This is a genomic window from Pseudaminobacter soli (ex Li et al. 2025), from assembly GCF_029892515.1.
In the GTDB taxonomy this organism is placed as follows: domain Bacteria; phylum Pseudomonadota; class Alphaproteobacteria; order Rhizobiales; family Rhizobiaceae; genus Pseudaminobacter; species Pseudaminobacter soli_A.
Window position 1 is genome coordinate 59843 of the sequence record NZ_JARXVF010000006.1, and the last position, 20366, is coordinate 80208.

The following is a 20366-nucleotide window of genomic DNA, read 5'->3' on the forward strand; positions in this document are numbered from 1 at the left end:
ATGGCGATTGTTGGTGAAATCCTGATCGGGGCGATTGCGCCGCTCGGCCCTCGTGCCGCGCCAAGCGGCATCGACAAGCACCCGGTAGGGAGCCGAATCTTTCTGGGATCGGAAGGATTTGTCGGTGATGCCCAAGGCGACCGCAAGCATCATGGTGGCATCGAAAAAGCAGTCCATCATTATGCCTACGAGCATTATGCGCACTGGATCGCCGCTCTCGGAAGCCGCAGCGTGCTCTCCAGGTCGGGGGCCTTCGGGGAGAACCTGTCGACACGGGGCTTGACCGAACAGGACGTCGCCATCGGCGATACATTCAGGCTCGGCCGAGCAGTCGTTCAGGTCAGCCAGGGCCGCCAGCCCTGCTGGAAGCTCAATGCGCGCTTCGATACCGCCGACATGGCAATACGGGTCCAGAAATCGGGCATGACCGGATGGTACTACAGAGTGCTTGAGCCCGGATACGTCGAGCCGGGAGACCAGCTCTACCCGCTGGACCGTATTTCCCCGGAATGGACGATCCAGCGGCTCTGGCGCGTCCTTTATGTCGACACCATGAACCATCACGAACTTGCCGCCATGGTCGAACTCGACCATCTGCCGGAAAGCTGGCGAGGCTATGCCCGAAAGCGTCTTCAGACCCGGCAGGTCGAAGACTGGTCACGGCGCCTTCAGGGAGAGTCTTCGCCATCGGCCTGATCGGGCGTAAGCTAAATGGCCGCGCAATTGCCGAATTGCGCCTGGCATTCCCGGACTATAATCTGGCCTATCAGAGGACATCGAAACAGAACAAGAAGACATGCCGGATGGGCAAGGGCACCACGCTCGCGATCGAAGTCAGGCCGGAAGCCCGTGAGCCCGTGTTCCTCGCTTTGGCGCGAACGATTGTTCAGGAGATCGAGCGCGGTCGCCTGAAACCTGGCGATCCGCTGCCGGGGACGCGGGCGCTCTCCCGGACCCTGAAGCTCAACCGAAATACGGTCGACGCGGCCTATCACGAGTTGGCGATGCAAGGCTGGCTGGTGACGGAGCCATCGCGCGGCACTTTCGTCGCGACGGACCTTCCCGACATGGCCATGCATCCGCAGCCGGTGCGCCCGGCGGGCAAACAAACCACGCCTGTCCGAACGGCAGAGCGCGTGCTTCTTCGCCTGTCTGACGGTTCCCCCGACGTGCGCCTGGTGCCGACCACAGCCTTTGCGCAGGCGTTTCGCCGTGCCCTCGCCAGCGCTGCCTTCACCTCGGCCGGCACCTATGGCGATCCACGTGGGAACAGCAAGTTGCGCGACGCGCTATCATCGTACCTGCGCGACGAGCGTGGCCTGACGGCGGCGGCATCTGAAATCCTCGTGACGCGCGGCAGTCAGATGGCACTTTTTCTGGCGGCATCGGCAGTGGCTGATCCCGGTTCCCTCATCGCCGTTGAGCGGCCCGGCTATCCTCTCGCGTGGTCCGCATTTCGCGCGGCAGGAGCTGATGTCCTTGGCGTCCCGGTCGATGCCGGAGGGATCAATGTCGATGCGCTGGAGAAGATCGCCCGGACCAACGGCCGTTTGCGCGCTATCTATGTCACGCCCCACCATCAATATCCGACCACAGTGACGATGGGTGTCGCGCGGCGCTTGCGATTGCTCGACGTCGCCCGCCGGTTTGGCCTCGTCATTATCGAGGACGACTATGACAACGAATATCGTTTCGATGGTAGGCCGATCCTGCCGCTTGCTGCGCGGGCGGAAAGTGATCTTCCGATCATCTACCTCGGCTCGCTGTCAAAGCTTTTGGCGCCCGGCATCCGGCTTGGCTATGCGGTCGCGCCGCCGCAAATCCTGATTCAAATGGCGGACCGGCGCGAGGCTCTGGACCGCCAGGGTGATCTGCCGCTGGAACATGCGCTTGCCGATCTTGTCGAAGATGGAACGATCAAGCGCCATGCCCGGAAAGCGCGGCGGGTCTATCATGCGCGTCGCGACCTCATGGCACGATTGCTTCGGGAGCGGCTATCCGAAGATGCGCAATTCGCCCTGCCTGCCGGCGGGCTGGCTATCTGGCTGCGCCTGAACGATGGCCTGAGCGCGGAGACATGGGCCGCCAGCGCCGCGAAGCTCGGCCTTTCGGTCATGCCGGGCATTCACTTCGATCTGGAGACGGTGAAACCGGCGGAAGCGTTCCGGCTCGGTTTCGCGGGTCTCGATGAACACGAACTGACGCGTGCCATCGATATATTCGAGCGATCGAAGCCCTCCCGCTGAGGCCGCCAGTCGTTTTCCATGTGGTGCTGCGATCATCATAACCGGCCCAGAGGTTTTCTCTGATCCGTCCCTGCTTGATGGTCCATATCATGACTAAACCCTGCACACACAGGAGGGCGTCTTGGTGAACAACAGTGCTTATTATCAGGAAATGGCTGTAAATCCCAAGACTACGGGGTACGGCCATGTCTGATTCGCTTTTGCAGGTCATCAAGCGGATCGATCTTTCATTCGAGTTCGGAAAGGGATCGTGGCTCTGTACGCAGGATGGCGGGCGCTATCTGGATTTCGCATCCCGCATCGCCGTTAATTCGCTCGGTCACAGTCATCCGCACCTGGTCAAAGCCGTGAAAGCCCAGTTGGGCACGCTCTGGCACACTTCGAACCTCGTTCGCATACCCGAAGGCGAGCGGCTGGCGAGACGCTTGCCCCGGCTCGCGAATGCAGAGCAACCTGCATGAGTGTCCTGTCTTCGATCAGGAACAGCCTCGTGCCGGTCCACAGGGCGGGCTATCCGTTCATCTTCATCGGCCTCGCCGGGATTGTCGGGTTGAGCATTGTATCGACTTTTCTGGCCTGGCTCGCCGTCATCGTGACGGTCTGGATCTGCTATTTCTTCCGCAATCCACGCCGCACAACGCCGGTTGAGGATGGTGTCGTCGTGTCGCCTGCGGAGGGCCGCGTCAGTATGATCGCCGAGGTTCTCCCCCCGAGCGAACTCGCTTTGCCGGCCGAGCTGATGCTGCGGGTTTCGGTTTTCATGAGCATTTTCGATTGTCATGTGAACCGCGCGCCGGTGAGCGGGCGGATACAGCAAATTGCTTACACGCCCGGCCGCTTTCTCAACGCCGATCTCGACAAGGCCAGCGAACATAACGAGCGCAATGCGATCGCACTCGAAACGCCTTATGGCCCTGTCGCGGTCGTACAAATCGCGGGGTTGATCGCCCGGCGCATCGAACATTGGGTTGCCGAAGGCGACCACATTGAAGTCGGAGACCGCTTCGGCCTGATCCGTTTCGGCTCCCGCCTCGACGTCTATCTTCCCCTCGGGACACCGGTTTGCGTCGCGGTTGGCCAGACCGCCATCGTCGGTGAAACGGTGCTGGCGAGGCTGGGCGGTAACACGGCCGCACAGCGGTACAAGACGAGCTAGGGCAGCCTGCCCAAAACGCGATTGTCGTCGCATCGGTCGGGCGAAACCCATTGGGGGACGGCGATCAAACCGTCCCCTGAAGGCGCGGCCTCTCGCAGCGCCGGCCCATGCTTCGTCGCGTCGGCCCGAAGGGCGCTAGGCTCGATGCGAGCCGAGGCAAGTTCGGCAGCATGACCAATCAGCCAGCGTTCGATCCCTGCGCAGGCATCCACTTCCGGGTGAAACTGAAGCCCAAGAACATTCTGCCCGATCGCGAAGCCTTGTCTGGCGCACAATGCCGTCGTGGCGAGGCTGGTCGCGCCCTCGGGTATATCGCCGATGATGCTCCAGTGGATCGCCAAGTCGCCTAGCGCGGCTCGCTTGTCGCGGGCCTCCTGCAACTTGTTTTCCCCGAAGTCTGAGATGCCGGCGGCATAGGCGAGCCGCAGGACATGAGCCGGAACCGTCTTGGTGACGGGAAGCAACCGCACATCGTCGACATATTCATCGGGGCTCCATGAGTCAGATATCCGCCGGCCCTGAGATCAAGCCCGAGGATCGTATCGCCCGGCGTCAGGAGCGCCAGAAACACGGATTGATTGGCCTGACTGCCCGAATGCGGCTGGACATTGGCATAGGTGCTGCCGAAGAGCTGGTTCACACGTTCGATCGCCAGGCCTTCGACCACATCAACGTTCGCGCAGCTTCCATAGTAGCGGCGGTGCGGATAACCCTCGGCATATTTGTTGGTGTGCATCGAACCTTGTGCATCAAGTACGGCTTAGCTCACGAAATTCTCTGATGCGATTAGTTCGATGGACTCGCGCTGGCGGACCTTCTCGCTGGCGATGGCGGCGGCGATGGCGCTATCGGCAATCTCGCCTCAAGGTGCTAGCAAAGAATTTCACGGCCCGCGCACTCCGCATAGCGGCTGATAAGCGGCAAGTACCACAGAGATGGCCTGCTGTTCCCAACCACCTTAGCCTACCGAAACAGACCAATCTGGCATTGGAGTGCGAACCGCTCACACTGTGCTGACTGCGCGCAGCGCATTTGCCAGCTTTTTGACGGCCACCTCGATTTCCTGCGGGGTATAGGCAGCGAAACCCATCAGGAAACCGGCCTTTCCGTCCCCGGCCGCATGAAGCGCGGAAAGGCCAAGAAGTTCGATCCCTACGCGCCGTGCCGCATCAATCGCGGTCCGCTCGGAAATCTTGCAGATCAGCACACACGGCATTTGCAAGCCGCCGATGGGAACCTGCGCTTCGACGAAGCCCGAAAGATGCTTGCGGACGAGCTTTGTCAGCACATCGAGCCGCTCTGCATAGATGCCGCGCATGGCGCGGACATGCGCGCCGAAATGTCCGCCTTCCATGAATCGGGCCAGCGTCAGTTGCGCCATGGAGGCCGTGTGACCGTCCAGCAGCGTGCGCGCAACCGTCATCGGCTTGACGAGTTGCTGCGGCAGGACGACATAGCCGATCCGCAAGCCCGGAAAGAGGGCTTTTGTGAAGGTGCCGACATAGATGGTCCGGTCATGAGGATCGAGGCCCTGGACGCAGGCGGTGGGTTTTCCGGCATAGTGAAACTCGCTGTCGTAATCGTCTTCGATGATCCATGCTTGATGCCGGTCGGCCCATTCGATCAAAGCGAGGCGACGATCCAGGGCCAGTGTCGCCCCTGTTGGGAACTGATGGGACGGAGTCAGGAACACAGCCTTCGCCTTGCGTGGTTCGGCCATGATCTGTTCGACCACGATGCCCTGACGGTCCACGCGGATCGGAACGCATTCCAGACCGGCAGCATCGAATGCCTTGCGCGCACCGTAGTAGGCGGGGTCTTCGATGAAGATTCGATCACCTGGATCGAGCAACATATTCGCACACAGGGTCATTGCCTGCTGCGAACTGGTCAGAACCAGAACGCGATCAGCCGTAGCGCGTGCGCCACGTTCCAGATTTACGTAGTCGGCAATGGCGCGGCGCAGTAGTTCCGTTCCCTGCGGGTCGCCGTGAAGGAGGGCCTGAATGCCTGTTTCCTTGAGCACCTGCCGCTCCAGACGTTCCCAAAGTTGAAGCGGGAAGCTGCGCGTCTCTGGCACTCCGTGCGCGAAAGGGCGCGGCGACGGCATCTCGCGCACGCCTCCGCTGCGGAACATGGCGGAGCCCCGCTTGCTGAGGTTCGGGGCCTGATAGCGCAGGAGGGCATCGCGTTGGGTTAGCCGGCGGCCGGGCATGAACTCCGTCATCTCCGCGACAAAGCTGCCGCTGCCCACGCGCCGGTCGATGAAGCCTTCCGCATGAAGCTGGGCGTAGGCAGACTCGATGGTGTCTCGGGAAACGCCGAGCGATTTGGCAAGTGCGCGCGAGGCCGGCAGCGGCTTACCAGGACCGAGCGCGCCGTCGACGATCAGTTGCCGGACGGCCCGCTGTATCCGCGCATGCAGGGGCATCGCCGCATAGGCAGGATGGGCAAGCCAGGCCTTCACGGACTCCAGTTGCGAATGCTTGAACAAATGGTCTGGAACTCTCTCGATAAGTGGATGGGAATAACAGGCCATTTGTGCGCTAGAAGTCAAGGCAAAGAATTGGCCGCAATCCACGATCAGGAGCCTCATCAGAATCATGCCGACTAGTCCGCCGTCACGGTCGCCCGTCCGTCTGAACGACCTTACACATCCTATTGTCGCGGGATTTATCTCTGTCATCGTCAACTATGGCGGCACCTTTATTCTGGTCTTTCAGGCAGCGCGTGTCGCCGGACTAAGCCCGGAACTTACGTCGTCCTGGGTGTGGTCGGTTTCGATCGGCGTCGGCCTGACAGGGCTCATCCTGAGCTGGCGCTATCGCGAACCGATCATCACGGCTTGGTCCACACCAGCGGCAGCGTTCCTCGTGACCGCACTCGCCACCACGCCCTATGCCGAGGCGGTCGGGGCCTACATGATCTCGGCGGCCGCCTTCGGCCTGCTGGGCCTCTCGGGCTATTTCGAGAAAGTCATCCGACTGATCCCGTCCGGCATCGCCTCGGGCCTGCTCGCCGGAATCCTGCTCCAGTTCGGCATTGGAGCCTTCGGCGGTGCGACCGTCGATCCGCTGTTGGTCGGCCTGTTGATCGTCGCCTATGTCCTGTTAAAGAGGTTTTCCACCCGTTACGCGGTTGTCGGCATTCTAGCGCTCGGTCTTGTGTTCCTCGTAACACAAGACCGCGTTGATCTTTCCGGGCTCCAGCTTCGATTCGCGGCGCCGGTCTTCACCATGCCGGTCTTTTCTCCGAATGCGCTGTTGAGCGTCGCGCTGCCGCTGTTTCTCATCACCCTGACCGGCCAATACATGCCGGGGATGCTCGTGTTGCGGAACGACGGATTCAGGACGAGCGCCAACCCCATCGTCACGGTGACTGGCATCGGCTCGCTCCTCATGGCGCCGTTCGGTTCGCACGCCTTCAACATCGCGGCGATCACGGCCGCCATCGCCACTGGCAGGGAAGCCCATGAAGACCCGTCCAAGCGCTGGGTCGCCGGTATCGCGGCCGGCGTCTTCTATATGCTGGTCGGCGTTTTCGGCGTGACGTTGGCGGCCGTCTTCATGGCGTTTCCTGCAACCTTCATCACGACTCTGGCCGGGCTGGCGTTGCTCGGAACCATCGGCGGGAGCCTCGCCGGCGCCATGGCGGACCCGGCATCCCGCGAGGCGGCGCTCATAACATTCCTGGCCTCGGCCGCGAACATCAACCTGCTCGGTATCGGCGGAGCATTTTGGGGGCTGGTGATCGGCCTTGTTGCCTATGTCGTTCTGAACGGTCGACTGCCACGCCGTGACCGTGCCGGACTGGCGGTGCGTGAAGGTGCGGTGGAGTGATGCTTATGCCGGCCAACATTATCTCCATCCAGAGCCAGGTCGTGCATGGGCATGTCGGCAACAGCGCCGCCGTGCTACCCATGCAGGTTCGGGGGCTGACGGTCGCCGCAGTTCCGACCACCTTGCTTTCCAACAACCCCCATTTCGAGACCATGCGCGGGCGCGTCCTCGAAGCCGAGCTTGTCGGCGATCTGCTCCGCGGGGTCGAGGAACGTGGCCTGATAGAAACGAGCCGCTACATCGTCTCGGGCTATCTCGGTTCCCGCGCCAACGGGGACGTAGTTGCGGCCTTCGTCGAGCGTGCGCGACGGCTCAACCCGGATATCGTCTATATCTGCGATCCGGTTATGGGCGATTCCGATCTCGGTATCTTCGTCGCGGATCAGGTGGTGGAATGCCTGCTCGACCGTCTCGTGCCGATAGCAGATGTGCTGACGCCCAACCAGTTTGAGGTCGGGCTGATCGCAGGGGGCGAACTATCGACATGGCGCGAGCTTGAGGCGGCCGTTCTGAGAATACAGGCGCAGCGCGGAGTGCAGCTGGTTGCCACCGGCTGCACCCTTGCCGATACGCCAGACGGCTCGCTAGAGAATATCGTTTTCGAGGACAAGACCTGCACGCGGCTGACTTTCCCGCGCTTGCCAATCGTCCCCGTCGGGACAGGTGATCTCTTCACCGGCCTCCTGACCGCCAATCTAGCGCATGGTCGCCCTCTGCTCGGGGCCACACGAGATGCCGCAAATGTGTTGCTCGACGTACTCGGCCGCGCGATCGCCAATGGCGAACACGAGATGCGGCTCGCCAGCGTCATCGAAGCGCTTGTGCCAAACCCGGTGGAGACTCCCCAATGATCCGTTTCAACTATCAAGACTTTTTCACGCAGGAACTGACCCAACTGCATCGGGAGGGGCGTTATCGCGTTTTCGCCGACCTCGAACGTGAGCCGCAAAGCGACATCTACGCCTTCGATCATCGTGTTGGCAGGCGCGTCACCATCTGGTGTTCCAACGACTATCTGTCTATGGGCGTCCATCCTGATGTCATAAGTGCCGCAGGCGAGGCGTTGCAGCAATATGGGGCGGGAGCGGGTGGCACGCGCAACATTTCCGGCACCAGCCATGAGCATGTCCTGCTTGAGCAGGAGCTTGCCGACCTTCACCGCAAGCAATCCGCTTTGCTGTTCACATCGGGCTACGTCGCAAACGATGCCGCTCTCTCCACGCTCGGCCGCTTTCTGCCGGGCTGTGTAATCTTTTCCGATGCCCTGAACCATGCGTCGATGATCGAAGGCATCCGCCGCTCGGGTGCGGAAAAGCACGTGTTCGCGCACAATGACTGGCGCGACCTTGAGCGCCAGCTTGCCACCGTTTGCAAATATCGGCCAAAGCTGATCTGCTTCGAGAGCTGCTATTCCATGGATGGCGACTTTGCCCCGATGGAAGCGATCTGCGATCTCGCAGAGAAGCATAATGCTTTCACCTATGTCGATGAAGTCCATGCCGTCGGCCTTTACGGCGCGCGCGGCGCTGGCGTCGCTGAACGGGATGGCCTTCTCGACCGTATTGATATGTTCCAGGGGACACTCAGCAAGGGTTTCGGCTCTATCGGCGGCTATATTGCCGGTAGTCAGGATGCGGTCGATTTCGTTCGCAGCTTCGCATCTGGATTCATCTTCAGCACGGCACTACCGCCGTCCGTGGTCGCGGGCATCCGTGCAGCCCTGCATCATCTGAAAGAAGACGGTTCGGCCCGGCAGGCGCTGACGAGGCGAACGGCGTCCCTGAAGGGGAAGATGCTGGCGAACGGCATTCCGGTCCTGCCGAGCCCCAGCCATATTCTGCCTGTGATGATCGGCGAGGCCGCGTTGGCAAAGGCGATAGCCGACCACCTGATGGCCGAAGACGGCATCTATATCCAACCCGTCAACTATCCGACCGTGCCGCGCGGGACTGAACGCCTGCGCATTACGCCAACCCCGCTTCACACCGATGAGGACGAGGACGCCCTGATCGCTGCGCTTGTCGGTGCCCGCGAGACCTTTCCGCGCTGGCGGAAACTTGCGAGAACTACTCGACCTGGCACTGCTTCCGTGTCCGCGCGTGAGGAAGTCGAATGACGAAAGTGCTGTTAACCTCAATGCTTCCGAATTTGCCTGAACCTCCCAGCCCCCTCTGCACTGGACGCACTGCGACGGAGCCGTTTGAGGGAGGTGAGACGCCGAACGCCGGTGTGGGACACAAATTCCGGCAAGAGGCAACTTGTCGGATTCCGACAAAAGAACTCTACTAACGCTCAATGGTATCGAAGAGGTGTACCGATGATCGTCGATCATGACCACGATGCGGGACTGAGCGTCACCTATATCTGGATCAATGAGAGGCTTCCGCCCGTATTCGAGCGCCGACTGCTTAACGAGCTCCTTGCCTTATCAGAGCCTGTCGGCTTGGGCGTGATCGAAGCTCATGTTCGGAAGGGCAACACCATCAACTCCATCCTCGATGAAGGCTTGCGCCAGGCCGCCCATGACCATAGAGGGCGGCGGCGCATCGACGACGCCTTTCGGTTCGACTACGTCTGCGGCTATCGGATAAAAGTCGACTACCTGCCCTTCGGCATTTCCATCTACGAAGACAGTCCAGAGTTGCATCTGCGATACCCGGGCATGCCTGTCGTCGTATCGTCTGTATTCGACCTGGAATACGGCAAGGGCGCCCTCGAAGGAGCCGTGAGATTGGCGCTTTCCCAGGACAAAGAATCCGAAGACTTCGGCTGATGCTTTGCTCCCCGTCGCATTGCTGCCGTGGTGACGTCAGTTGCCGTGACGAGCAGTCATCGACATGGTACCTAGGAGACCTGTGCGCGGGTAGTTCTGGACGGCATGCCCTATCTCTGATTCCCTCAGTTCGAACAGGAATTGAGGGCAACGATGGCACGCCGCCGGATTGGTCAGGGAAGCTTTGGGTTTGGTGATTGTCGGGCGCGTTGCCATTCATCGTTGGACGATCTTTGCGGCCTCATCGACTGGTCGCCCGTCGAACATCATCTGGCGGTGATTTCCTGCGCAGCCAAGGGCGAGCCGGCATGGCCGCTGCTGGCGCTACTCAAGGCAATGCTGCTTTCGGTCTGGCACGATCTGTCGGACGTGAAGCTGGCCGAAGCGCTGGATGACCGGGCCTCATTCCGACGATTCTGCGGGGATTTTCAGCCTCGGAGCCGACGCCCGAACGCACGCCTTTGTCCGTTTTCGCAAGGCCCTCGTGGCGCATGACCTTGACCGGTCTCTTTTCCACGAGATCACCGGTCAGCTCAAATCCAAGGCAATCAAGGTCAAGACCGGCACCCTTGTCGACGCGACGATCATCGCATCGGCCAGCGAGGCAGACGGTGAGGCGCATTGGGTCAAACACAAGGGCAAGCCACCGGTTCATGGTTTCAAAGCTCACGTCGGCGCCGACGCCGATACGGCACTGGTGGAGGAGATTGCGATCACTCCGGCCAATGTCAACGACGGCAAGGCCGGCCTCGAGGCTGTGCCCGACAATCCCGGCGAGGTCTTTGCCGACAGTGCCTATCGGGGGCAGCATTTTGGCGATGCCGTGCGGGCCAAGGGTGGCACACCACGTATCGTTGCTATCGGCATGTGGGGGCGCAACGAGGCCGAAACCCTCACGCGGCTCGAGGCCTGGAACCGACCGATCCATCGGGTTCGTGGCCGGATCGAGAAAATCTTCGGAACCTGGAAGCGAAGCTACGGTCTTCGTCGCATGCGATGGCGAGGATTGGCCAAGGCTGCCGTCCAGGTCCGTCTCACCGCCGTCGCCTACAACCTCAAGCGCGGTCTGAGGATTGTCGCAGCGACGTGACAAACATCAAACCCAAAAGCCCGCCACGCTTCGGGCGAGGTCCGACCGCATCGTCCACGCCATAAAGCAGTACCGCGCTGCCGAAAAGGCCTCGAAATCAATGAGAAAGAACTACCCGCGCACAGGTCTCACCTAGAGCGCTTCAGGTTTGACGGAAGCGTATCCGGCGTTTTTGCAGTAGTTGCCGGATTGGCCATGGCGCTTTGTCAGGTCTGCTACTTCCGGGCCGTTGCCGAAATCGGCGTGGCGCTGGCCACGCTCATCACGATCTGCTCCGCCCCGATCCTGGTCGGGCTGTTGGCTCCCTTGCTCCTTCGCGAGCGCATCACGTGGAATGTTGCCTTCGCGTTGTTCCTCGGCCTGATCGGGGCAGCCCTGCTGGTCGGTGCGCCGCCGGAAACCGGAAGCGCAACCGGCATTGCCTGGGCCTACGGCTCGGCAATCGCCTTTGCCTGTTTTGTCCTTTGCAGCCGGACCTTGGCCCATCACGACCCGGAAAAAATCATCGTCGTCGGCTTCGGCACCGGAGTGTGGCCCTCCCCCATGATCTTTCAACTTGCCCGATTCCTAAGATTGCGACGCCAGCACCAGAGGTCACGACTGAGCACAGCCATCACCGTCAGGCTTATCAAGACCACCGAGATGGCGGCGATTGCCGGATCTACATTGTCGCGCAATCCATTCCACATCTGGCGTGGCAGAGTGACGACATTGAAACTGGTGACGAAGAGCGTCACCGAAATCTCTTCCCAGGACAGGATGAAGGCAAAGAAGGCAGCAGAGGCGATACCGAACTTTGCGTTGGGTAGAACCACCCAGAAGATCGACTGCCACAAAGACGCGCCCAGCCCGCGCGCTGCCATGTCGATGCGGTTGTCGATGCGGTTGAGTGACACCATGAACGTAACGAGTGAAAACGGCACCGCTACCACCACATGAGCCAGGATCACTCCTCCGACGCTGTCGAATGCAACCCACGGCGCGATATCAACCATTCTCGTTTCGAAAAAGTAGAGGATGATTGCGGAGACAACGGGAGGCATCGCCATGGGAAGAAAGACGATCGCGGCGATTGCAGTCACGAGCCAATGGCGAACATACCAGAGCCCAAGCCCGAATAGTACCGCGAGGACGGTGGCAATCACTGCACTTGTCACGGCAATGCCGAGACTGAGCTTGATGCTGTTCAGCCACACCGGGTTTGTCACGAGCGCCTCGTAGTGGCGCAGCGACCAATTACCGTTCGGCATCGAGAGATAGCGCTCGCCAGTGAAGGATACCGGAACGATTGCCACCAGCGGCGACAATAGGAAGATAACCGTCGCGAAGGCCATGACCGCGCTGACCAGCCCCGGCCTATCCGTTGACTTTGTTGGTAGAGGCATTGGTCATCTTCCTACAAGCTTGTCGATCCGCATGGCTTTTCGGAGCCCCAGGCCGAGCACGGAAATGAAAATGAGCAGGACCATGCTCATGGCGGCGGCAAGTCCCCAATTCACAGTCTGGAACAGTTGCAGGTAGATGAATTCCGCCACCATCACACTGCGCCCACCGCCGAGTATGGCCGGCGTGATGAAGAACCCAAGCGCGAATACGAACACGATAATTGCCGCGCCCACGACACCCGTCATGGCCATGGGCAGGGTCACCTGCCAGAAGATGCGCATACGGCCTGCACCGAGACCGCTTGCAGCCTGGAGGATGCGCACGTCGATCTGCCTGAGAGCGGAAGCAATCGGGAAGACGGCAAACGGAATGAGGAAATGCACCATTCCGATGATGGTACCGAACTCATTGCGCACCAATGCCAGCGGCTCGTCGATCAGACCAAGATCCGCCAACCCTTCATTTACCAAGCCATTGCTGCGCAACAGAATGAGCCAGCCGAATGCCCTGATCAGTACCGATATCCAGAACGGGATCAGCACGCAGTATTCGATCAGCCGCTGCCGCCAAAGCGGCCCGAACACCCAATTGTAAGCAACTGCATAGCCCAGTGTCACGGACACTGCGGTCGCGACGATACCGATCCGCATTGTCCGCAACAGCACGCCCAATACTGTCGGGTCGCCGAGAACCCGCCCGTACTGGGCGAAGCCGGGTTGAGGGTCCGTCACACTCCATCCCGCCACCATAAGAAATGGCATCACATAGGTGACGGCGAGAAAGAGGGGCAGAGGCGCCAGCAAAATCCAGTAGACCCTTGATGGCCAGACCATGTCGATATCCGCTGCTTTTCTAAAAACGTGTGAGCCGATCCAGGTTTCTAACTCGAAACGACCTCGAGGTATTTTTCGAGGGCAGACGAATAGTTGTCGGCATACCATTCAACGTCGAGGAAGACCTGTTTGCTGCTGGCTTCTGGGGATACGCAGTTCAGGTGTCTCTGCTCCTCCGGAATCAATGCATCGGCCTCCGGGTTGGCCGGGCCGTTACCCATGAACTCGAACAGCTTCACCTGACTGACCGGATCCTGGCTCTGTGCGATGAAGCGCATCGCGGTGTCTCGCCCCGCCGGATTGCCCTTGGGGGTGACAAACGTGTCTAGGGTGAGGAAGCCGCCGTCGTAACTCCACTTCACACGGTCCTTTGTATCGCGGCCAAGTAGAATTGCTCGGGTATTCCACAGATAGCCCATGGCAGCTTCGCCTTCAGTCAGCAGTTGCTGGCTCTCGGCGCCGGATCCCCAGAAGCTGATAATATGCGGCTTCAACGCTTCGATTTTCGCGAGCGCACGCGGAATATCCAGAGGATAGAGCTCTTCCGGCATTACGCCGTCAGCTAGCAAAGCCGCTTCCAGCATACCGTTCATCCACTTGTACATCGTACGCTTTCCGGGGAACTTCTCCACGTTCCAGAAGTCCGACGGAGAAGTTGGCCCCTCCTCACCAAAGCGTCGTGAATCATAGGCCAGGACAAAGCTGTAATAGCAATCCGGAACGCCGAACTCGTAATCCAATCCCGGACGAATCTTCGTGCGGTCGACGACATCATAGTCGATCGGCTCCAGCGCGCCCTGTCGCCCGAAGGACACACAAAGATTGGCGTCCGTATCGAGCACGTCCCAGATGATCTTCCCGCTGGTGATCTGCGCCTTCAAGGCGCCCTCGGTTGGTCCGCTGCCATCGATTTCGACCGGAATGCCTGTTGCCCGGGTGAACGGTTCTCCGAACGCCTTTTGAAAGCCCTCGATCGCGTCGCCACCCCAATTGGCCAGGACCAACCGGCCCGCAGCAAAGGCAAGGTCGGCGCGGAGCGCCGCCGGCAAGCCCAACAAGAGTGCGGCCCCCTTTACGAAGCTGCGCCGATCGAGTTTGCCCGCCACGGCGCGACGCGTAAGTATGTCGAGACAATCCTGCTTGAAATGATTGGTCATGTTCTCTCCTCTCCTTATTTTCAGCTTGTTGGGCGCTCATCGGAGAGGATGAAACCTCTCGCGATCGGCCAACTCACTGTGACCTGTGCCCCCAGTTCCGACCCGGATGCCTCCGACGGATCCTTTATGGACAGCTGAATGCGTTGGCCCGTGGGCAAAGCCACCTGCAACGCCACCTGTGGGCCGTTGTAGCTTCGGTCCACGATCATCCCGGTCACGGCGTTTTCGTCCCCGGCCGGGGGACCGATGTGAAGGTGCTCGGGGCGGACAGCGAGCAAGGCATCCTCAGCAGCGATAGCTGTGGGAGCAAAAGGCGCGCTAAGGGCGCTCTCGCCCAGACGACCGACTATCCGATTGCCTATAGAGCGACATTCTGTCAGTGGCAGCAGATTGATACGTCCGAGAAACTCCGCCACGAAGCGATTGGCGGGTTGCGTGTAGATCGTCCTGGGATCTGACACTTGCATCAGTCGGCCATGGTCGAAAATCGCTATGCGATCGGAGAGCGACAGCGCTTCGGACTGATCGTGGGTGACGAGGACGAAGGTCGTACCGGTTTCCAGGTGAATGCGTTTCATCTCGGCCTGCAGGCCTTCACGCAGATTCTTGTCCAACGCCGAAAAGGGCTCGTCGAGCAGCAGAACACCCGGTTCAAACACCAGGGCGCGTGCGAGGGCGACACGCTGCTGCTGGCCGCCGGAGAGTTGTTGCGGTTTCTTGTCTGCGTGCCTGTCAAGGCCCACACGCTCGAGTATCTCCCCCACCCGGTGCGTGATCTGATCGTCCTTCATCTTCCGGACACGGAGCGGAAATGCGACGTTGTCGCGGACCGAAAAATGCGGAAATAGCGCATAACCTTGAAAGACCATGCCAAAGTTGCGGCGGTCGGCGGGCCGGTTGGTGATGTCGATACCATCTTCCTCAAGACGACCGTGGGTGGGTGCCAGAAACCCGGCGAGTGTCATAAGGAATGTCGTCTTGCCCGAACCGGAAGGGCCGAGAAGGGTAAGAAACTCTCCCGCCCTTATCGTCAGATCCATTTCTTGAAGTGCTCGGAAATGTCCGAAGGACTTACCAAGGCCGATAGCCCTGAGCTCCGAAGCGTGTCGACACTGCTGATTCACTAACCCTCCCCCGGCGGTCGAAGTGGACCCCCATTGTCTTGAACGTTTGTTCGTCCAGATCCGCCACCGCTTATCTCGCGGCTGGTATGTTGGATTGGCCGATGTGTAATGGGGCTGCGAACAAAAACGCCGGCGCGGGCTGCTCGACGATCGAACCCAGAGCACCCTGGCTCAACCGCGCCCCAAAGCTCCCGCCTCTTGCGCTTTTCTCGCGATTACTGCCTCCTCCAGCATTTCGATCCTGTCCTGTCCCCAGAAGAGCTCACCTTCAAAGACGTAGGAGGGCGATCCGAAAACGCCGTCCTCGATTGCCCGGAACGTATTGCTTCTAAATTGTTCTTTAATGTCGTCGCCCTGGGCGCGGGCAATGAGGCGATCGGAGTCGAAACCGTTTGCCTCGGCGATGTTCCCGACGGTCGAGGCGTCGCAAATGTCTTGTTCCTCCGCCCAGAGCGCTTTCATGAAGGCGTTCGCAAGCAGACCCGCATTGTCGCATTCCCGCATGGCGGCGATCACACAACAAGAGGCCAGTGCGGCATCCTCGCTGTCGACGAATTTCGGCTCGATGTTGCACGTCATGCCGAGCCGGCTACGCCATCGCTCCAACTCGGTGATGCGGTATCGCTGCCGCTCCGGTGCGCGTTGGGAAAGTAGGACACCGCCCGTACGGGCGTAAACCTCCGGAAGATTCAATGGAACGTATTCGATCTCAATATCGTGCCGCTGGCTAAGACTTTCGAGACGAGGGCCTCCTAAATAGGCCCAATCCGACAGTATCCAGAAATAGTAGACGATCTTCGCAGATCGCCTATGCAAGCTGTGCGGCTGCATGCGTTTTCCTCCTCGCTAAAGCACGGATACGGTTGGGAAATTTGTTTGTAGACACAGTGCGTGCCAAAACAATAAGGCCGGCCACGCAGGACTGCCGCGAGGCCAACATGATCTTTCCCACCGCAAGCAAGCACTGCGGAACGCTGCAGCACCTGCCCTGAGCGTATGAATTCTATCTCACGTTGCTCAGTCCAGAACGTCCGGCTCTTGTTCTACAATCAAGTCAGCCATGACCTTGAAACTGTGTCGCGCCATGCTGGCGTTACCGAACTGGCGATGAGCGATAGCGGCTTCATCATCCGGCATGATACGGGGCGTGCCCGCGGCTTCGGCCAAAAGCTGCATCTGCGCGGCCCGATCCATGGTGATGAACCACCACGCAGCTTCCTCGACCGAACCTCCCACCGTCAGAAAGCCGTGATGAAGCAAGATCGCCGCTCGGCACGAGCCCAGTCTGGCAGCTATCAGGTCCATCTCCGCCCTTTCAACGAGCAGCCCGTTGTATTCCTGGTACACGATGTGATCGTTCCAGAAGGCACAGGATTCCTGGATGATGGGATCAAGTGGACGCCCCAGTGACGCCCAGGCCCGTCCATGGATCGAGTGAGCATGGGCAGCGGCGACGACGTCAGCGCGTGCGTCATGGATCGCAGAGTGGATCGTGAAGGCAGCCTTATTGGTTTTGCGGGTGCCTTCAACAATTCTGCCGCGGCTGTCGATCAGAAGAAGGTCACTCACCTTCATCCTCGAGAAGTGCACCCCAAAGGGATTCACCCAAAAGTGATCATGGAGTTCAGGGTCGCGAGCACTGATGTGACCGGCAATACCTTCGTCAAAATTCAGCCGCCCGAAAATCCGGAACGCGATGGCAAGTTGCTGTTTGCGATGCAACCTTTCGTCGGGCCCTGAAGCATTGGCCTGGGGTAGTTCGTCGAGTTCATCTAGCCCATCATCGATCTGTTCAGATTGTAGCGCCATGAGGTCCTCCCAAAAGAAGCTCACGGAAGTAAACGCGAGTGAGTAACGCCCGTCAATAGCTTTGGCAAATTTTTTTGCCACATTGGCAAATTCCTGCCTTTGGGCCTTGGCGCGTCCCCAAAAGGTGATACACGTCCCACGCTAGCAATCAGATGTAGAATCGCCTGCATGAGCAAAACTCCTGAACACTCTGACGCCTGGATCGGGCCGCGGCTGCGAGATTTCCGCAAAAAATCCGGCATGACGCTTGAAGCCGCGGCTGATCGGGTAGGCTTGTCACCCTCGTTTCTTTCACGATTGGAAAAAGGGGAACGTCAGCCTTCTGTCGGTGTTTTGCTTGAACTGGCGCGCGTGTACAGGACAAGCATTGGCGAACTGGTGGGAGAAATCGTCGACCGCGAGTTCCACATAGTCAAATCGGGCGAAGGCCGAAAATTCAGCAACGAAGATGGCCAGTGCACCGCGCTAAGCGGCCTCGGATCGACGGCTGCTCTCGAAGCCGTCAAGCTGCTCCTTCCACCAGGACGAAAGAAATTGCGACAGGCGAACCGACGCGCGGCCCACCACCAGGGGGAAGAGTGGCTTTATGTTTTGCAGGGAAGCATCGAATTCGAGATCGGAGAAGAACAAATAAGTCTCGAAGTGGGAGATGCCCTGCATTTCAATTCACGCCAGCCGCACCGTATGGCAAATGCAGGTCCCGATGAGGCATGTGTATTAATTGTTTCAGGTCCTGCAAAGGAAATTTGACGTCACGGCGAATTTTAGGCACGCCGTCGCGGATGGGTCGTTTGCCACAATATCAGCAATGCTGCGAGCCTGAGTTTCAGCGACAAGCTTCGCTTTGTACCCGGTGATGTTGAAGGGCGCGCTCAAGACATCACGATAGCCGAGTGTTCCGAGTTGACTGCCGGATGCGTCCTATCCACCACCACATGGTGGTAGCAGCCTACTCATGTCCTTCGGTTCAGGCAGGCCCAACTTTGTGCCCGTGACAACTATGGTGTCGGAGCAATCGAGTTCCTTGCCTTGAGCTCGATCACGGGCAGGCAGACAACGCATCCGAAGCGGAAAATGGAGGCGCCCAGGAGGCAGATCAACTCGCGGCTGTAGATATAGCGAGCACCTTATTCCGCGCGTGGCTGAGCTGCAGATCCGGATCGGGGAAAACGAGTGTGCCGGCTTGCAGCACCGCGAAGGCAGGATTTGCCGACCGAGCCAGCAATCCGGCCTAGTACTGTCGTCAAATCCGGCGCTTCAAATCCATTGGGCTGACGCCGAGCGTTCCTGTGCGATTGCGCTGCCGGAGATTGGGTAGTTCCCGCCGTCGGCCGCACGAAAGGAAAGAAGTATCGACTCGACGCCACGTGCCCGCAGACAAGATTAGGCAAGGCTCCTATGTCGAGATCGTCGGCCCCCATCAGTCGGCCGAGGAACTCGCCAAGGACGCCGGGACCGTCAACTACGAGATCCTAACGAGCCTGGGATCACGCTACCGGCGCTCACAACGATCCTCCACACACCGAGCGGAGGTCGATTATCCGGCTCCCCGGCGAGCCTGCATAGGATCTACAACGAGGTGCGCCCACATGGCGCAATCGGACACAAGGTACCGATCTCGCTGATCAATCCCGATGGCGCCATCAGCCCGCCCTCGTGAACAGCCGGGAAACCCCACCTTCCGGCGGTCCAAAGAATGGTATCGGATCAGAGGGGCATCCGCTTCATCAGTTCCCAGCGGACATAAACACCCGCCTGAGAACGAACCGTGCTTCGGGCGTGCGTCTGCTTTGAGCGTTGCGCGGCTTTGCTGCGGCTATCAGCCTTTCAAGATGGGCGTTGGGGACGAGCGTTACTGCCATTTGTCTTCCATTTGGGAAGTCCAGGACCGTCAATTATTATGACGGCCCAGCAGGAGAAGCTCTTCTATCGGAGCCTTCTGTAAACCATTTTCGCTGATACGAGGTCCGCCAAACCGGACCCAACGGCTTTAAAACAGGTTATTTCGTCGTCGCTCCCCCGCGCAGGCTGACTTGTCTTACAGAGCTGAGCCAGGGTGCCACGCACGGTCTCTTTGGATATGATGCCATGTTCGATCGGCTGTACAATATCGCCAGCCTCGTGAAATGCCTCCGTAGTGTCGATATAAAGGGAAGCACGACGAATAACATCATCATCGGCTTCGCGCATTTGCGGTGTAAAAGCGCCGATCAGATCGACATGTGTTCCCGGCTGCAGCCAGGCTCCCCTGACAATAGGAGTGGTCGCGAGCGTTGCGGTGCTGACAATATCAGCACTCTTCACTGCGCGCTCGAGGTCGTCAGCCACACTTGCCCGAAAACCTTGGTTCACGAGTTGGTCCGTCAGACGGCGAGCCGCATCAGGATTTATGTCCCAAACCGCTACCGTCTCGATCGGGCGGACCGCTTGGTAGGCTTCTGGAATGAGGCTTCCCACCCTCCCAGCACCGAGCACCAAGAGTTTTGAGGAATCTGGCCGGGACAGATAGGAGGCTGCAAGTGCAGAAGTTGCAGCAGTGCGACGCCCCGTGATTGTGTTTCCGTCCATGAGGGCTAGTTGCTCACCGGTTAAACCATCAAAAAGAATGTAAGTCGAGACCAACCCTGGCAACTCTCTCGCAGCATTGCCGGGAACAACGGTTACAAGTTTCACCCCAAGGTATGAGCGCCCCTTGCCCGGGTCCGTCCAAGCTGGCATCAACAGCAGCGTCGCATCAAGTTCTCCCTCGCGAGTGAGGGTGTGATGGTGACGCTCAGGCAGCTGGCAACCTTCGATGAATCCGTGGCGAAGTGCCTCGACCAAACCGTCGAATGGCAGTTGACGGGTAGTTTGCGCCGCGTCCAGAATTACTAAGCCTCCCAAGATATTCTCCTTTTGTGCGAATCTGCATGATGGTCTGCGACCGGTGCTGGCGACGGCGATTAAGCTTATA

19 protein-coding genes and 4 pseudogenes are annotated in these 20366 nt (G+C 59.5%); 13 read left to right on the forward strand and 10 right to left on the reverse strand.

Features of this window, described 5'->3' with window-relative positions:
- The 4 genes from M2281_RS21745 to M2281_RS21760 all read left to right on the forward strand — a co-directional run bounded on the left by M2281_RS21745 (position 1) and on the right by M2281_RS21760 (position 3402).
- On the forward strand, positions 1-696 hold the full coding sequence (locus M2281_RS21745) for an MOSC domain-containing protein (protein ID WP_425537787.1): 696 nt from the start codon (positions 1-3) through the stop codon (positions 694-696).
- A gap of 107 nt (positions 697-803) precedes the next feature.
- Positions 804-2246, forward strand: a complete 1443-nt coding sequence (locus M2281_RS21750; RefSeq protein ID WP_280823283.1) for a PLP-dependent aminotransferase family protein — start codon at positions 804-806, stop codon at positions 2244-2246.
- Positions 2247-2431: 185 nt separating this feature from the next.
- On the forward strand, positions 2432-2707 hold the full coding sequence (locus M2281_RS21755; protein ID WP_280823284.1) for an aminotransferase class III-fold pyridoxal phosphate-dependent enzyme: 276 nt from the start codon (positions 2432-2434) through the stop codon (positions 2705-2707).
- Complete coding sequence (locus M2281_RS21760; protein ID WP_280823285.1) at positions 2704-3402, forward strand: phosphatidylserine decarboxylase; 699 nt, start codon at positions 2704-2706, stop codon at positions 3400-3402. The genes M2281_RS21755 and M2281_RS21760 overlap by 4 nt, the downstream gene beginning before the upstream one ends.
- Positions 3403-3710: 308 nt before the next feature.
- Here the strand turns inward: M2281_RS21760 and M2281_RS21765 are convergent.
- From M2281_RS21765 to M2281_RS21775, 3 genes and pseudogenes are all read right to left on the reverse strand, one after another.
- A pseudogene (locus tag M2281_RS21765) lies at positions 3711-3878 on the reverse strand (YggS family pyridoxal phosphate-dependent enzyme); the annotation flags it as partial.
- A pseudogene (glyA, locus tag M2281_RS21770) lies at positions 3878-4307 on the reverse strand (serine hydroxymethyltransferase); the annotation flags it as partial. The pseudogenes glyA and M2281_RS21765, both read right to left, overlap by 1 nt.
- Before the next feature lie 98 nt (positions 4308-4405).
- Positions 4406-5896, reverse strand: a complete 1491-nt coding sequence (locus M2281_RS21775) for a PLP-dependent aminotransferase family protein (RefSeq protein ID WP_280823547.1) — start codon at positions 5894-5896, stop codon at positions 4406-4408.
- A 109-nt stretch (positions 5897-6005) separates the two neighbouring features.
- Here M2281_RS21775 and M2281_RS21780 point away from each other — a divergent pair, with 109 nt between their 5' ends.
- From M2281_RS21780 to M2281_RS29265, 7 genes and pseudogenes are all read left to right on the forward strand, one after another.
- Complete coding sequence (locus M2281_RS21780; protein ID WP_280823286.1) at positions 6006-7241, forward strand: benzoate/H(+) symporter BenE family transporter; 1236 nt, start codon at positions 6006-6008, stop codon at positions 7239-7241.
- A gap of 5 nt (positions 7242-7246) precedes the next feature.
- Positions 7247-8092, forward strand: a complete 846-nt coding sequence (gene pdxY / locus M2281_RS21785; RefSeq protein ID WP_280823287.1) for a pyridoxal kinase — start codon at positions 7247-7249, stop codon at positions 8090-8092.
- The gene (hemA, locus tag M2281_RS21790) at positions 8089-9357 is read left to right on the forward strand and encodes a 5-aminolevulinate synthase (RefSeq protein WP_280823288.1); all 1269 of its coding nucleotides are present in this window, start codon (positions 8089-8091) and stop codon (positions 9355-9357) included. Before pdxY ends, hemA begins: the two co-directional genes overlap by 4 nt.
- A gap of 201 nt (positions 9358-9558) precedes the next feature.
- On the forward strand, positions 9559-10014 hold the full coding sequence (locus M2281_RS21795; RefSeq protein WP_280823289.1) for a hypothetical protein: 456 nt from the start codon (positions 9559-9561) through the stop codon (positions 10012-10014).
- A gap of 153 nt (positions 10015-10167) precedes the next feature.
- Positions 10168-10509 carry a transposase gene (locus M2281_RS21800; protein ID WP_280823290.1) on the forward strand — a complete coding sequence of 114 codons (342 nt, stop codon included), beginning with the start codon at positions 10168-10170 and terminating at the stop codon, positions 10507-10509.
- Positions 10499-11104 (forward strand): transposase, encoded by a 606-nt coding sequence (locus tag M2281_RS21805; RefSeq protein WP_280823291.1) that lies wholly within the window; start codon positions 10499-10501, stop codon positions 11102-11104. The genes M2281_RS21800 and M2281_RS21805 overlap by 11 nt, the downstream gene beginning before the upstream one ends.
- 195 nt (positions 11105-11299) lie before the next feature.
- A pseudogene (locus tag M2281_RS29265) lies at positions 11300-11428 on the forward strand (hypothetical protein); the annotation flags it as partial.
- A 227-nt stretch (positions 11429-11655) separates the two neighbouring features.
- Here the strand turns inward: M2281_RS29265 and M2281_RS21815 are convergent.
- The 6 genes from M2281_RS21815 to M2281_RS21840 all read right to left on the reverse strand — a co-directional run bounded on the left by M2281_RS21815 (position 11656) and on the right by M2281_RS21840 (position 17494).
- On the reverse strand, positions 11656-12438 hold the full coding sequence (locus tag M2281_RS21815; protein WP_280823293.1) for an ABC transporter permease: 783 nt from the start codon (positions 12436-12438) through the stop codon (positions 11656-11658).
- Positions 12439-12492: 54 nt separating this feature from the next.
- A complete protein-coding gene (locus M2281_RS21820; RefSeq protein ID WP_280823294.1) occupies positions 12493-13323 on the reverse strand; it encodes an ABC transporter permease in 831 nt (276 codons plus the stop codon).
- 47 nt (positions 13324-13370) lie between these two features.
- A complete protein-coding gene (locus M2281_RS21825; protein WP_280823295.1) occupies positions 13371-14480 on the reverse strand; it encodes an ABC transporter substrate-binding protein in 1110 nt (369 codons plus the stop codon).
- 20 nt (positions 14481-14500) lie between these two features.
- The gene (locus M2281_RS21830) at positions 14501-15520 is read right to left on the reverse strand and encodes an ABC transporter ATP-binding protein (protein WP_280823296.1); all 1020 of its coding nucleotides are present in this window, start codon (positions 15518-15520) and stop codon (positions 14501-14503) included.
- Positions 15521-15775: 255 nt separating this feature from the next.
- Positions 15776-16435 (reverse strand): 2-hydroxychromene-2-carboxylate isomerase, encoded by a 660-nt coding sequence (locus M2281_RS21835; protein ID WP_280823297.1) that lies wholly within the window; start codon positions 16433-16435, stop codon positions 15776-15778.
- A gap of 186 nt (positions 16436-16621) precedes the next feature.
- The gene (locus M2281_RS21840; RefSeq protein ID WP_280823298.1) at positions 16622-17494 is read right to left on the reverse strand and encodes a class II aldolase/adducin family protein; all 873 of its coding nucleotides are present in this window, start codon (positions 17492-17494) and stop codon (positions 16622-16624) included.
- Positions 17495-17581: 87 nt separating this feature from the next.
- Between M2281_RS21840 and M2281_RS21845 the strand changes: the two genes are divergently transcribed.
- Positions 17582-18163: a helix-turn-helix domain-containing protein gene (locus M2281_RS21845; protein WP_280823299.1), complete on the forward strand. Its 582-nt coding sequence runs from the start codon at positions 17582-17584 to the stop codon at positions 18161-18163.
- 617 nt (positions 18164-18780) lie between these two features.
- Positions 18781-18903: pseudogene (locus M2281_RS21850) on the forward strand (alanine racemase C-terminal domain-containing protein); the annotation flags it as partial.
- Between the two features lie 436 nt (positions 18904-19339).
- Here the strand turns inward: M2281_RS21850 and M2281_RS21855 are convergent.
- Positions 19340-20296, reverse strand: coding sequence for an ornithine cyclodeaminase family protein (locus M2281_RS21855; RefSeq protein ID WP_280823300.1), 957 nt, complete (start codon positions 20294-20296; stop codon positions 19340-19342).
- Positions 20297-20366 lie beyond the last annotated feature (70 nt).

Excerpts from the sequence above, each read along its gene's own strand:
- M2281_RS21745 (WP_425537787.1), top strand. The coding sequence starts at position 1 with ATGGCGATTGTTGGTGAAATCCTGATCGGGGCGATTGCGCCGCTCGGC.
- M2281_RS21750 (WP_280823283.1), top strand. The coding sequence starts at position 804 with ATGGGCAAGGGCACCACGCTCGCGATCGAAGTCAGGCCGGAAGCCCGT.
- M2281_RS21755 (WP_280823284.1), top strand. The coding sequence starts at position 2,432 with ATGTCTGATTCGCTTTTGCAGGTCATCAAGCGGATCGATCTTTCATTC.
- M2281_RS21760 (WP_280823285.1), top strand. The coding sequence starts at position 2,704 with ATGAGTGTCCTGTCTTCGATCAGGAACAGCCTCGTGCCGGTCCACAGG.
- M2281_RS21780 (WP_280823286.1), top strand. The coding sequence starts at position 6,006 with ATGCCGACTAGTCCGCCGTCACGGTCGCCCGTCCGTCTGAACGACCTT.
- pdxY (WP_280823287.1), top strand. The coding sequence starts at position 7,247 with ATGCCGGCCAACATTATCTCCATCCAGAGCCAGGTCGTGCATGGGCAT.
- hemA (WP_280823288.1), top strand. The coding sequence starts at position 8,089 with ATGATCCGTTTCAACTATCAAGACTTTTTCACGCAGGAACTGACCCAA.
- M2281_RS21795 (WP_280823289.1), top strand. The coding sequence starts at position 9,559 with ATGATCGTCGATCATGACCACGATGCGGGACTGAGCGTCACCTATATC.
- M2281_RS21800 (WP_280823290.1), top strand. The coding sequence starts at position 10,168 with ATGGCACGCCGCCGGATTGGTCAGGGAAGCTTTGGGTTTGGTGATTGT.
- M2281_RS21815 (WP_280823293.1), bottom strand. The coding sequence starts at position 12,438 with ATGGCCTTCGCGACGGTTATCTTCCTATTGTCGCCGCTGGTGGCAATC.
- M2281_RS21820 (WP_280823294.1), bottom strand. The coding sequence starts at position 13,323 with ATGGTCTGGCCATCAAGGGTCTACTGGATTTTGCTGGCGCCTCTGCCC.
- M2281_RS21825 (WP_280823295.1), bottom strand. The coding sequence starts at position 14,480 with ATGACCAATCATTTCAAGCAGGATTGTCTCGACATACTTACGCGTCGC.
- M2281_RS21830 (WP_280823296.1), bottom strand. The coding sequence starts at position 15,520 with ATGGATCTGACGATAAGGGCGGGAGAGTTTCTTACCCTTCTCGGCCCT.
- M2281_RS21835 (WP_280823297.1), bottom strand. The coding sequence starts at position 16,435 with ATGCAGCCGCACAGCTTGCATAGGCGATCTGCGAAGATCGTCTACTAT.
- M2281_RS21845 (WP_280823299.1), top strand. The coding sequence starts at position 17,582 with ATGAGCAAAACTCCTGAACACTCTGACGCCTGGATCGGGCCGCGGCTG.